This is a genomic window from Pseudomonas sp. PA-6-3C, from assembly GCF_021605825.1.
In the GTDB taxonomy this organism is placed as follows: domain Bacteria; phylum Pseudomonadota; class Gammaproteobacteria; order Pseudomonadales; family Pseudomonadaceae; genus Aquipseudomonas; species Aquipseudomonas edaphica.
In genome coordinates, this window is record NZ_WKDV01000036.1 from 63119 (window position 1) to 75685 (window position 12567).

General features: G+C 62.0%; 9 protein-coding genes and 5 pseudogenes. 6 read left to right on the top strand and 8 right to left on the bottom strand.

The window, feature by feature from the left end:
• Positions 1–6: 6 nt before the first annotated feature.
• The 5 genes and pseudogenes from GIW48_RS21900 to GIW48_RS21920 form a co-directional block, all read right to left on the bottom strand.
• Positions 7–630: an NUDIX hydrolase gene (locus GIW48_RS21900; protein ID WP_186618195.1), complete on the bottom strand. Its 624-nt coding sequence runs from the start codon at positions 628–630 to the stop codon at positions 7–9.
• Positions 631–639: 9 nt separating this feature from the next.
• A pseudogene (locus GIW48_RS21905) lies at positions 640–931 on the bottom strand (GNAT family N-acetyltransferase).
• A gap of 25 nt (positions 932–956) precedes the next feature.
• Positions 957–1154 (bottom strand): annotated as a pseudogene (locus GIW48_RS21910) (helix-turn-helix transcriptional regulator).
• Between the two features lie 234 nt (positions 1155–1388).
• Positions 1389–1745: a 6-carboxytetrahydropterin synthase QueD gene (queD, locus tag GIW48_RS21915; protein WP_003237990.1), complete on the bottom strand. Its 357-nt coding sequence runs from the start codon at positions 1743–1745 to the stop codon at positions 1389–1391.
• Positions 1746–1821: 76 nt separating this feature from the next.
• Positions 1822–2901, bottom strand: coding sequence for a patatin-like phospholipase family protein (locus tag GIW48_RS21920; protein ID WP_017135295.1), 1080 nt, complete (start codon positions 2899–2901; stop codon positions 1822–1824).
• Between the two features lie 171 nt (positions 2902–3072).
• On the opposite strand from GIW48_RS21920, the gene GIW48_RS21925 reads away from it, so the two are divergent.
• From GIW48_RS21925 to GIW48_RS21935, 3 genes are read left to right on the top strand one after another with little or no spacing between them, the layout of a single operon-like run.
• Positions 3073–3396 carry a PepSY domain-containing protein gene (locus GIW48_RS21925; RefSeq protein ID WP_017135294.1) on the top strand — a complete coding sequence of 108 codons (324 nt, stop codon included), beginning with the start codon at positions 3073–3075 and terminating at the stop codon, positions 3394–3396.
• Positions 3396–4064, top strand: a complete 669-nt coding sequence (locus GIW48_RS21930; protein ID WP_017135293.1) for a response regulator transcription factor — start codon at positions 3396–3398, stop codon at positions 4062–4064. Before GIW48_RS21925 ends, GIW48_RS21930 begins: the two co-directional genes overlap by 1 nt.
• Positions 4061–5374, top strand: coding sequence for a sensor histidine kinase (locus GIW48_RS21935; RefSeq protein ID WP_017135292.1), 1314 nt, complete (start codon positions 4061–4063; stop codon positions 5372–5374). The genes GIW48_RS21930 and GIW48_RS21935 overlap by 4 nt, the downstream gene beginning before the upstream one ends.
• Before the next feature lie 109 nt (positions 5375–5483).
• Here the strand turns inward: GIW48_RS21935 and GIW48_RS29975 are convergent.
• Both GIW48_RS29975 and GIW48_RS29980 read right to left on the bottom strand, forming a co-directional pair.
• Positions 5484–5993 (bottom strand): annotated as a pseudogene (locus GIW48_RS29975) (methyl-accepting chemotaxis protein); the annotation flags it as partial.
• Positions 5994–6341: 348 nt separating this feature from the next.
• Positions 6342–7631, bottom strand: a pseudogene (locus tag GIW48_RS29980) (HAMP domain-containing protein); the annotation flags it as partial.
• 308 nt (positions 7632–7939) lie between these two features.
• Here GIW48_RS29980 and GIW48_RS21945 point away from each other — a divergent pair.
• The 3 genes and pseudogenes from GIW48_RS21945 (at position 7940) to GIW48_RS29990 (ending at position 11185) form a co-directional block, all read left to right on the top strand.
• Complete coding sequence (locus tag GIW48_RS21945; RefSeq protein ID WP_236461702.1) at positions 7940–9259, top strand: Na+/H+ antiporter family protein; 1320 nt, start codon at positions 7940–7942, stop codon at positions 9257–9259.
• Positions 9260–9505: 246 nt separating this feature from the next.
• A pseudogene (locus GIW48_RS29985) lies at positions 9506–10327 on the top strand (cache domain-containing protein); the annotation flags it as partial.
• Positions 10328–10429: 102 nt separating this feature from the next.
• On the top strand, positions 10430–11185 hold the full coding sequence (locus GIW48_RS29990; protein WP_371318509.1) for a methyl-accepting chemotaxis protein: 756 nt from the start codon (positions 10430–10432) through the stop codon (positions 11183–11185).
• A 65-nt stretch (positions 11186–11250) separates the two neighbouring features.
• Here the strand turns inward: GIW48_RS29990 and trhP are convergent, their stop codons facing one another.
• Positions 11251–12564: a prephenate-dependent tRNA uridine(34) hydroxylase TrhP gene (gene trhP, locus GIW48_RS21955; protein WP_170040685.1), complete on the bottom strand. Its 1314-nt coding sequence runs from the start codon at positions 12562–12564 to the stop codon at positions 11251–11253.
• Positions 12565–12567: the final 3 nt, after the last annotated feature.

Genomic DNA, 12567 nt, shown 5'->3' on the forward strand with positions numbered 1-12567 from the left:
AATGGATCAGTCGAACAGCGTCTGGGTGGTATCGCCACGATGAAACGCAAACGCCGCTTCAAGGTCGCTTTCGATGGTGCGCCCACGGGACAGGGGCGGCAGGTCGTCGAGGGTAAAAAAGCCCACTTCAGTGGTTTCAAAACCCGCCATCGGCGCCCGTTGGTCGACCCGCTCGCACAGGAAATACAGCTTGTAGAAGTCCCGCACATCCGGGCGATACAAGCCCTTGGCCTTGTGCGTGACGCTGTACAGCGCGCGTGCCGTGACGCTCAGCCCGGCTTCCTCACGGATCTCCTTGACGATGTTTTCCGCCGCCGACAGGCCGATATCGGCGTACCCACCGGGCAGGGCCCAGCAGCCGTCGGTCAATTCGCGCACCAGCAGTATCCGGTCGCCCTCGATCACCGCGCCGCGTACGTCAATCATCGGGGTTGAATAACGCTTGGCAAAATCCGGCACCAGCCCGGTGATGCGCGCAAGCGGCACATCCGCCAGTTGCGCGAGCATGCTGTGGGCAATCTCGGCAATTTCCTCAAGGCGCTCACGCTCAAAGTCGTCAGTGCAAAAATGCAGCCCCGTGGACGCCAGTGCCTGCAAGCGTTTGGCCTGGGCCAGCCAGAGGTTTTCCATGGGGTGCTCCTATAGATGTTTGATCATAAATACGCGGCGCAGGCCGTGTTCCTCGGCGCGATGGGTTTGCACATAGCCACGGCGACTGTACAGCGCGAGGTTCTCGGTCATCACCTCATTGGTGTAGAGGCGGATGGCACTGTAGCCGGCATCAAGTGCCTGCTGTTCGGCAAAATCCATCAGTTGTCGGCCGAAACCAAGGCCCGGGCTTGCGGCCGATGCGCTCAATGTAGGGCGCATAGGCAGCCTGGACGATGGCCTCGATAGCGGCACTATCGTCGGCAGTGGCGGGGCGTATCAATTCAGCGTGCTCCTGTCATAACGGCTCAGTCCACTGGCGCTTCGAAGATCGCTTCGATGGGCCGTTCGAACACCTTGGCGATCTTGAACGCCAGCGGCAAGCTCGGGTCGTAGCGGCCGGTCTAGATGGCGTTGATGGTCTGGCGCGACACGCCCAGGCGCTGCGCCAGATCGGCCTGGGACCAACCCAGTTCTGCGCGTAACTGGCGCAACTGATTATTCATTGATAGCGCCTTGTGCCAATGATTGTGGCCACACACCAGACGCCGCCCATGATCGGCCAGACCATGAAGGCCGACAGGCGCGGCAGGCCCGCGGTTTCCAGGAAACCGTCGCTGAAGTTTAAGCAAAGGATGCTTTACGTTGGGTGTGCAGGTTTTTCATGTCAAGCACGCTTTACAACTGCAGTGGCCAGGCATAAAAAAACCACCCGCAGGTGGTTTTAAACACTCAAGCGCTTACTCGCCGCGATAGATGCAACCGCTGGTGCAGGTCTCGTGGATGCGAATCGCGCTGAGTTCCGGCAACAGGGGCTTGAGTTCGGTCCAGATCCACTTGGCCAGCACTTCGCTGGTCGGATTCTCCAGGCCAGGGATGTCATTGAGGTAGTTATGGTCGAGGCGCTCGTAGAGCGGCTTGAAAATCGCCTTGATTTCCGAGAAATCGCGGATCCAGCCGGTATGGGGATCCAGGTCGCCGCTCAGGTGGATAGCCACCTTGAACGAATGCCCGTGCAGGCGTCCGCATTTGTGGCCTTCCGGTACATGGGGCAGGCGGTGGGCGGACTCGAAGGTAAACTCTTTGAAGATTTCCACAGTATTTTCAGCTCGGTCAGGTATCTGGCAGGCGGCGAGTTTAACAGTTTGATCCTCTGCCGCGCATACCGCTGGGTTACAGCGCTTGCAGCCGCTCGCCCAGCCCACCATTGTCCGCCAGTTGCAGGAACTCATCCCCCAGCCGTCGGCTTTCGCTCATCGCGGTTTGCCAGTATTTGTTGCGGCTAGAGTCATCGCCCATAAAGCGCTTGAAGTCGCTGCGGTCCGGCAATTTCCCATGGGGCAGACGGGCCAGGTAGTCTTTGGAGGGCGCCAGTAGCAGCACATCCTGCAAGCCTTGTGGATTACTGCGTCGCCACGGCAGGCCCTTGTCGAACCAGCCGGGGATCACCCGGTCGGTGAAATGCGGGTACAGCACAATGTCGTCGCCGTGATAGGGCAGGTCGAGGTGATAGTCCAGCAGGCCACCGTCGCGGTAAGTGCCCGTGCCTGCGCCGGGCAGGTCGCGCACGCCTTGCATCACCATGGGGATGGAACCGGAGGCCAGCAGCGCCTGGCGCAGGTTGCCCACCTGCAGGTCGAGGAAGCGCGAGGGAAAGTCCGTCAGCGCATGCACCGGTGGTGCCTGGCGCGGGTCGTGGATGATCAACCGCTCAAAATGCCGCGACAGCCGCGCACGGCCACGCAGATTGTCGGCAATCACCGACGACAGGCCCAGCCCCAGTCGCCCACGGTGGTCATCGGCGAGCAGGCCGTGGCTCTTGACCACCATGATATTCAGGCGGTAGTCGGGGTTGTCCAGCACCCGCGCATCGCGGCCGGCCAACAGGTCGTCGAGCATGCGCTGGCAGCTGTGGCTGACTTCGGCCATGGTCACGCCCTTGGCAAAGCGTTGTTCGTTGTACAAGCGGCCGAGGTCCAGCAAGCCTTGCACCGGGTCGGGCAGGCACGCACTGGCAAACCGCCAGGAGCCGATGGACGCGCCGATCAGTGCACGCTCACGCGGCGCGCGTGGCAGCCAATCGCCGAACAGCGCCAGGTCCAGGCCTTGAATGCCCAACGCCTTGGGGCCACCGGCCGCACCGGGTAGGATACCGACATCCGCCGGCGCAAGGCCTTGCTCGCGAATGCGTGTGAAAGCGCGTTTGCCGGCCTTGAGGGTCAGCGCGGGAAACTTGATGTGGATGGCAGTCATACAGGTCTCGGTTGCAGCGAACAGGCAATATAAGAGAATTCTTGCAGCGATGGGTAAGGTTGCCGATTGAAAATTGCCATGGTGGCAATTCAGTTTCAGTTAAGTTGTCACGGGTACCGTGGTGGCCCATGTCCCGCATCGGGCCGCCCTCAAGGAACATCAGGATACGTAATGAAGGTAAATCTACGCGCGGGCAGTCAGGTGGCGCTGGTATTGCTTCTGAGCAGCGCCAGCCTGTCAGCCCATGACCTTGGTCAGGATGAAGCCCTGCGATTGCGTCAGGAGGGCGTCATCGCGCCGCTGGAACAGTTGCTGGGGCCGGCGCTGGAGCGCTACCCGGGTGCCAAGCTGCTGGACGCCGAGCTTGAGGAGCACAAGGATCGCTCGGTGCGCTATATCTACGAAATCGAACTGTTGACCGTCGAAGGCGTGGTGCGCGAAATCGAGCTCGACGCCAGTACCGGTAAGCTGCTCAAAGATAAGGAAGACGACTGATGCGCCTGCTTCTGGTGGAAGACAACGTACCGCTGGCTGATGAACTGTTGGCCGGTCTGCAGCGCCAGGGCTACGCGGTCGACTGGCTGGCCGATGGGCGCGACGCCGCGTATCAAGGCCGCAGCGAACCCTATGACCTGATCATCCTCGACCTCGGCTTGCCGGGCCTGCCGGGCCTGGAGGTGCTCGCGCAATGGCGCGCCGCGGCCTTGGCCACGCCCGTGCTGGTGCTGACCGCGCGCGATTCCTGGGCCGAACGTATCGAAGGGCTCAAGGCCGGCGCCGACGATTACCTGAGCAAACCCTTTCACCCCGAAGAGCTCTACCTGCGCATCCAGGCGCTTCTGCGCCGTTCCCACGGCCAGGCCAACCAGCCGACGCTGCAAGCCGCCGGCCTGCACCTGGATGAAGGGCGTCAGTGTGTGCTGCGCGATGGCGACGAGATCCAGCTGACCGCCGCCGAATTCCGCCTGCTGCGCTACTTCATGCTGCACCCGGAGCAGATTCTGTCGAAAAGCCATCTGGCCGAACATTTGTATGACGGCGAAACCGAGCGCGACTCCAATGTGCTGGAAGTGCACGTCAACCACCTGCGCCGCAAATTGGGGCGCAGTGTGATTGAAACCCGGCGTGGCCAGGGTTACCGGTTTGGCGCCGCCCCGGCATGAGGTCGATTCAACGGCGTTTGAGCCTGGGTCTGATCAGCGTCATGGTGGTGGTGGGCGTGGTGCTGGCGCAGACCAGTTTGTGGTTGTTCGAGGCCGGTTTGCAGCGCTACCTGGAAGCCGGGCTGCGCAACGACAGCGAGAACCTGCTGGCAGCACTGGTGCGTGGGCCGGAGGGTGTTCATTTGGATGAGCAGCGTCTGTCACCGGCCTATCAGCGACCGTTTTCCGGGCATTATTTCCGCATTGATTTTGCCGACGTTCACTGGCGCTCCCGCTCGCTGTGGGACCAGGAACTGCCGCGCCTGACCGAGCCGGGGCTCAAGGGCAACCTGCAACTGGGGCCGGAACGCCAGCAACTGCTGGTGTTGCGTTCGGACTACAAGCGTTTCGGCCAGTCAATTTCCATCAGCGTGGCCCAGGACTACACGCCCGTGCGCGAAAGCTTTCGCCTGATGCGCCAGATCGGCCTGATCATCGGCTTGGCGGCGCTGTTACTGGTGCTGATCCTGCAGCGGGTCACCGTGCGCCGCGCCTTGCGCCCGCTGGAGACGGCACGCAACCAGATTGCCCAACTGCAACAGGGCCGGCGCTCGCAACTTGATACCCAAGTGCCGCTGGAACTGGAGCCGTTGGTGGCGCAGATCAACCATCTGCTGGCCCATACCGAAGACAGCCTCAAGCGCTCACGCAATGCTTTGGGCAACCTCGGCCATGCGCTGAAAACCCCATTGGCGGTGCTACTGAGTGCAGCCTCCAGTGAAGCGCTCAAGGACCACCCCGAAATCGGCAAGCTGCTGCGCGAGCAGCTTGACCAGGTGCAACAACGCCTCAACCGCGAACTTAACCGCGCCCGCCTGGCCGGTGAAACCCTGCCCGGCGCGCTGTTTGACTGTGAAAAAGAACTGCCCGGCCTGCTGGCCACCTTGAGCATGATCCACGGTGAACACCTGGACTTGAGCTACCACGTCGACCCCGGCCTGCAATTGCCCTGGGACCGCGAAGATCTGCTGGAACTGCTCGGCAACCTGCTGGATAACGCCTGCAAATGGGCGGATGCCGACGTGCGCTTGACGGTCAGCGAAACCCCGCGCAGCTTTCTGCTGGCAGTCGAAGACGACGGCCCCGGCATCCCGCCGGCTCAGCGTGAGCAAGTGCTCAGCCGGGGCGCGCGTCTGGATGAGCAGATTGACGGCCATGGCCTGGGGCTGGGGATCGTGCGGGATATTGTCGAGGTGTGGGGTGGTACGTTGCGGTTGCAGGACAGCGAGCTGGGCGGGCTCAAGGTGCTGATCGAATTACCCAAACGTTGAGATCGTTCCCACGCTCTGCGTGGTAACGTCGCCTTGGACGCTCGGCGTCCCGCTGTCGACGGGCGACGCGGGGCGTCACAGGAGGCGCGCCCACGCGTGGGAACGATCATTACACCCGAAACTGATCCATCAACCCCTGCTGCTGATTCGCCAGGCTGTTCAACGCCTGGCTCACCCGCGCCGATTCATTCGCCTGCTCCGACAGCGATTCAGTCACATCCCGTATCGTCGCCACATTGGTGTTGATCTCTTCGGCCACGGCGCTTTGCTGTTCGGCGGCGCTGGCGATTTGCAGGTTCATGTCGCTGATCACCGTGACCGCCTCACCAATCTGACGCAAAGCGGTGACCGCCTGGCCGACCTGTTCGACACTGCCTTGGGCCTGCCGATAGCTATTGCCCATGGAGCCAACCACGTCGGTGGTGCCGCTTTGCAGGTGCTCTATCACCAGGCGGGTTTCTTCTACCGACTCCTGGGTGCGCTGCGCCAGGTTGCGTACTTCGTCGGCGACCACCGCAAAACCACGCCCAGCCTCACCGGCGCGGGCGGCTTCGATGGCGGCGTTGAGTGCCAGCAGGTTGGTTTGCTCGGCGATGCCGCGAATCACTTCCAGCACCGAACCGATCTTCTCGCTATTGGCCGCCAAGCCTTCGACCTGGGCCATGGCGGTGCTCATATCCGCCGCCAGGTTGCCGATATTGGTGGTGGTGCGGTCGATCACACTCAAGCCGTCGCGTGTGGCCTGGTCGGCATCGCGTGCGGCGTGTGCCGCCTGGGCAGCACTGCGGGCGACGTCCTGGGCGGTGGCGCTCATTTCGTGGGAGGCGGTGGCCACTTGGTCGACCTGACGGTATTGCTGCTCCATGCCGGCGCTGGTTTGCGTGGCGATTTCGGCGGACTGGTCGGCAGTGCCACGGGCGTCCTGCACCGAGCGTTTCACTTGGGCAATGATCGGTTGCAGCTTGTCGAGGAAGCGGTTGAACCAGCCGGCCAGTTGGCCCAGTTCATCCTGTTTGTCGTAGGCCAGGCGGCGGGTGAGGTCGCCTTCGCCGCTGGCGATGTCTTCGAGCATGCGTGCCACGCCGAGGATCGGCCGGGTCACGCTGCGGGCCATCAGCCACACAAGCACTAAGCCAACCACGGCCGCCAGCAGGCCCAGGCTCAGTTCCAGCAGCGTGCCACGGGCGTTGTCCGCGTCCAACTGCGCCTTGAGTGTTTCGGCGGGGCCGACCAGGACTTTTTCCGGCACATCCAGCAACACGCCCCACGGCTTGCCGCCGGGAATCGGCGCGAATGGCGCCAGCACCTTGAGTTGGTGATCGGTACGCAGGCTGCTGGTCTGGGGGTTACTGGCCAGCACGCTGATCAATTGCGCGCCGCTGGCGCTGTCGACCTGATCCAGACGCTGGCTGAGTTTGCCGGCGTCCGGGCTGTAGCCGGCGAGCAAACCGGTGGGGCTGAGGATGCTGACCTGGGTCTGGCCGTCATACAGCTTCTGGCTGGCCTGTTGGCTCACGGCCTGCAGGCTGTTGAGGTTGATGTCCACCGACAGCGAGGCAATAACTTTGCCGTTGACCATCAGCGGGAAGACGATGCTGGTCATCAGCACGTTTTGCCCGTCGATCACATAAAAGTACGGTTCGATCACGCAGGGTTTCAGCGTAGTGCGTGGGCAGGTGAACCAGGCGTTAGCCTTTTCGCCGCTGGGGCCGACGCTGATGTCGGCCATGTCGCTTTCGGGTAGTGACATGGAGGTGAGTTTGCCGGGTGTGGGCTGCGACCAGTAGAGGGCGAAGCGCCCTTTGTCGTTGCTGCCCAGTTCTGCCTGATTGGCGAACAACTCGTCCTTGCCGTCCAGCGCATTGGCCTCAAACACCAACGACAGGCCGAGCAGATCGGGGTTGGCTTGCAGGGCGGCCTTGACTTGGCGGGTCAGGTCTTCGCGGGTATCGAAGGCGTCGAGGAAGCGTTTTTCCGCCTGCTCACGCAAAAACAACACTTGGCGCGAAAAACCATGGCCGTACTGATAGGCGTCCATGAATTGCTGGCGAATGCCCAGCGCCTGCACTTCACCTTGGGCCTCGATGCGCGCCTGGGCGGACGCGTCGAGCATCTGCATGCTGGAGGCTTTAACCTGTTGCGAACTCTGCTCCATGCGAAAAAGCGACAGACCCACCAGCAGGGTCACGATCCCCAGCAGGCACAGGCCCGCGAGCAGGGTGATTTTCCATTGAATGGAGAGCTGTCTAAGCGACATCGAGGAGCATCCTTAACCTGAAAACACAGAGAGCCTTTGTATCGGCTGCCTTTCACGCTTCTTTATTCTGTGGCGAGGGAGCTTGCTCCCGCTGGCGCTCCAGTGCGCAGCGCTCCTGTTTTTTTGGGGCTGCTGCGCAGCCCAGCGAAAGCAAGCTCCCTCGCCACAGTTTTTGACATGACGGCCCGCCTGCGGCAAAGTGCGCGCCCTCTAATAAGACCTCTTAAAGCCTGCACACGGACGCCACTTGATGGCCGCCCGGTCGCGGGCCTGTCTGTTTTTTATGTTTTTTGCTTGAGGTAACCATGATTAACGCAGTCATCGCCGCGGTCGGCACCATGCTGGTGCTCAGTTTGTCCCGTGTGCATGTGGTCATCGCCATCATCGTCGGCGCCCTGGTCGGTGGCTTGACCGGCGGGTTGGGCATCGAGGCCACGCTCAAGGCGTTTAACGGCGGCTTGGGCGGCGGCGCGACCGTGGCGTTGTCCTACGCCTTGCTCGGCGCTTTCGCGGTGGCGATTGCCAAGTCCGGCCTGGCGCATGCATTGGCGGACAAGGCGCTGCTGTTGGTCGATTGCCAGGAAGCCACCGGCGGAAGTCATGTCAAATGGCTGCTGATCGGTCTGTTGTGGGTGGTGGCGATTGCTTCGCAGAATATTCTGCCGATCCATATTGCGTTTATCCCGCTGCTGGTGCCGCCACTGCTTTACGTGCTGACCAAGCTGCAACTGGACCGCCGGCTGATCGCCTGCGTGATGACCTTCGGCCTGATCACGCCCTACATGTTCCTGCCGGTGGGCTTCGGCAATATCTTCCTTAATCAGATCCTGTTGGCCAACGTGGCCAAGAGCGGCGTGGACATCAGCCAAGTCAACGTCACCCATGCCATGGGCTTGCCCGCGTTGGGCATGGTGGTGGGCCTGCTGGTGGCGGTGTTTATCAGCTACCGCAAAAAGCGTGTGTATGACCTGGAAAAAATCGAGCGCGTCGAGCAAGTAGCCGTGCAGTACAACCCGCTGACCCTGCTGGTGGCCGGGCTGGCAATTGCCTCGGCGTTTATCATTCAGTTGTGGCTGGATTCGATGATCATCGGCGCCCTGGCTGGGTTTCTGATCTTTTCGGTGTCGGGCATTGTGCGCTGGCGCGATACCGACGACCTGTTCACTGAAGGCATGAAGATGATGGCGATGATCGGCTTCATCATGATCGCCTCATCGGGGTTTGCCGAAGTGCTCAAGGCCACCGGTGACGTGCGCTCACTGGTGGAAGCCTCGGCGGCATTCATTGGTCACAGCCGTGGTGTGGGCGCGCTGCTGATGTTGCTGGTGGGGCTGTTGGTGACCATGGGCATTGGTTCGTCATTTTCTACGGTGCCGATTCTGGCGGCGATTTTTGTGCCGTTGTGTGTGCAGCTGGGCTTCAGTCCGTTGGCGATTGTGTGCATCGTGGGTACGGCGGGGGCGCTGGGCGATGCCGGTTCGCCAGCGTCGGACTCCACGCTCGGCCCGACTTCCGGCCTGAATATTGACGGCCAGCATCACCATATCTGGGACACCGTGGTGCCGACCTTCCTGCACTACAACATTCCGTTGCTGGCGTTTGGCTGGTTTGCCGCGATGACCCTCTAGTATCTGGAACAGGTTCAATTGTGGCGAGCAGGCTTGCCCTGCGTTGGAGCGCGAAGCGGTCCTGAATCCAGACACCTCGATCTACCTGGCGTGTTACGGCGCCTGAAAAGGGGGCTGCTACGCAGCCCAACGCAGGGCAAGCCTGTTCGCCACAACAGTCCAGTCGCCACTCAGCCAAGGTGTCCTACAGATATTTCGCCACTGGCCGTTAACCTCTCAAGTCGCCACGAATAAGAGAGAAAAGCCATGCGTCTGAGTTTGAAGGCCAAAGTCCTGTCCCTGGCCGTCGTGCCTGTGTTGTTGTTTGCCGTGGTCATCAGCCTGACCACGGTGTGGATCCTGCAGGGCCAGGCGCGCAATGAGGTGGATGAAACCCGCCAGCGCCTGCTCAATGACGCCAAGGTCACGCTGCAAAGTTATGTGGAAGTGGCGATGACCACCATCAAGCCGCTCTACGACGCGGCCGCCCCCGGCGACACGGCGGCGCGGGCGCAGGTAGTCAAACTGTTGTCCAACACCACCTACGGCAAGGACGGCTACTTCTTCGGCTACGACTCCGAGACCATCCGCCTGTTCAAGGGCAACAGCCCGGACGGCGTAGGCAAGAGCTTCAAGGACAACCGTGACCCCAACGGTGTCTACGTCAACCGCGACCTGGTCAAGGTCGGCAAGGACGGCACCCACTACCTGCAATACAGCTCGACCCAGCCCGGCCAGACCGAACTGGTGCCCAAGCTTGGCTACACCGAATACCTGCCCAAGTGGGACATGGTGATTGGTACGTCGGTGAACCTCGATGGCATCGAAGCCCAGGTGGCGGTGGTCGAGGCCAAGGTCGAAAAACGCATGGAAGGCGTGCTGCTGAGCATCCTTGGCGTGGCGGTGGTGGTGCTGCTGGTGATTGCTGCAGTGGGCATGTTGGTGGCCAATACCATCTTGCGCCCACTGAGCCTGATGAAAGCCAACCTCGACGATATCGCCGCGGGCGAGGGCGACTTGACCCGCCGCCTGGCCATCACCAGCCAGGATGAGTTGGGGGACTTGGCCGGCGCGTTCAACCGCTTTGTCGACAAGATCCACGGCCTGGTGCGCCAGATCACCGAGATGACCGCGCAACTCACCGGGCTGGTCAGCCAGGTGTCCGATCAGGCCCAGCGCTCGGAAACCGCCATGGAACGCCAGCGCCACGAGACCGATCAGGTGGCCACCGCAATCAACCAAATGTCCTCGGCGGCCCACGAAGTGGCGCGCAGTGCCCAGGGCGCTGCGGTGGCCGCGCAACAGACCGACGCTGAAGGCCAGGCCGCCAAGCGGGTAGTGGATGGCAGCATCGCGCAGATCCATGCGCTGGTGAACGACATCCGCAGCAGCGGCGTGTCCCTCGACAGCTTGCAGCAGGACGTGTCGTCGATCGTCAGCGTGCTCGGCGTGATCCGCTCGATTGCCGAGCAGACCAACCTGCTGGCGCTCAACGCCGCCATCGAAGCCGCACGGGCAGGCGAGGCTGGTCGCGGGTTTGCCGTGGTCGCCGACGAGGTGCGTGCGCTGGCCAGTCGCACGCAAACCAGCACCCAGGAAATCCAGGGCATGATCGACCGCCTGCAAAAAGGCACCGTCGCCGCCGTGGATGCCATGCGCCGCTCCAGCGATGCCGGTGATGGCACTTCGGCCCAGGCCAACCAAGCCGGCGCGTCGCTGGATACCATGGCGCAGTTGATTGGCACCATCAACTCGATGAACGCGCAAATCGCCAGCGCCGCCGAAGAGCAGACCGCCGTGGCCGAAGAGATCAACCGCAGCGTGCATCAGATTGCCGTGGCGGTGGACAGCGTGGCGGATGAAACCCAATTGGGCGCGCAAACCTCGCGCAGCCTGGCGGACCTGGGCCAGCGCCTGGGGCAGTTGGTGGGGCAGTTCAGGATCTGATCAACCCTGGCCTCAGCGTATGTTTGCCTGGCGCTGATACAAATAGGCCTGTCACCGCCCCTGCGTTAGACGTCACGCATCAGCAGGCCGAAGCGCAGGTCCATGTCGCTCGGCAGTGGCACATACACCGTGTGCCCATCCCCCGGCGCCACGTCTATGGCCTCGCCCTTGGCGTTGTGCAGGTTGGTCAGGTCAAAGTGAAAGTTGCCGGCCGGTGTCATCAATTCCAGATGATTACCCACGGCAAAGCGGTTTTTCACCTTGACCTCGGCCAGCTCGCCCCGGCGCTCGCCGGTCAATTCGCCGACAAACTGCTGGCGCTCCGACACCGAGCTGCCGTTCTGGTAGTTCTGGTATTCGTCGTGCACATGGCGACGCAGGAAACCTTCGGTGTAGCCGCGTTGGGCCAGGGACTCAAGATCAGTCATCAGGTTGCGGTCAAACGCACGGCCAGCCACCGCATCGTCAATGGCCTGGCGATACACCTGGGTGGTGCGCGCGCAATAGAAGTGGGACTTGGTGCGCCCTTCGATCTTCAGCGAATGCACGCCCATGTGCGCCAGGCGCTCCACGTGCTGCACGGCGCGCAGGTCCTTGGCGTTCATGATGTAGGTGCCGTGTTCGTCTTCGAAGGCGGGCATCTGCTCATCCGGGCGGTTGGCTTCCTGCAGCAGGAACACCTGATCGGTCGGCGCGCCGATACCCAAGGTCGGTTCACACTGCTGGACGATATCGCCCGTGGCGTTCTCCACCGCCGGCGTGGCCTGGTATTTCCAGCGGCACGCGTTGGTGCAGGTGCCTTGGTTGGCATCGCGCTTGTTCATATAGCCGGACAACAAACAGCGCCCGGAATAGGCCATGCACAGGGCACCGTGCACAAACACTTCCAGCTCCATGGCCGGCACCTGTTGGCGGATTTCGCCGATTTCTTCCAGTGACAATTCCCGCGACAGAATCACCCGGCAGATACCTTGCTGTTGCCAGAACTCGACGCTGGCCCAATTCACCGTATTGGCCTGTACCGACAAGTGAATCGGCATGCACGGGAAGTGACGGCGTACCAGCATGATCAAGCCTGGGTCGGACATGATCAACGCGTCCGGCCCCATGGCGATCACCGGGGCCAAATCCTTGAGGAAGGTCTTGAGCTTGGCGTTGTGCGGGGCAATGTTGACCACCACGTAGAAACGCTTGCCCAGTGCATGCGCCTCCTGGATGCCGAGCGCGAGGTTGGCGTGGTCGAACTCGTTATTGCGCACCCGCAGGCTGTAGCGCGGCTGGCCGGCGTAGACCGCATCGGCGCCGTAGGCGAAGGCATAGCGCATGTTTTTCAGGGTGCCGGCGGGGGCGAGTAGTTCGGGGGCAATCACGGGGGGCATGGG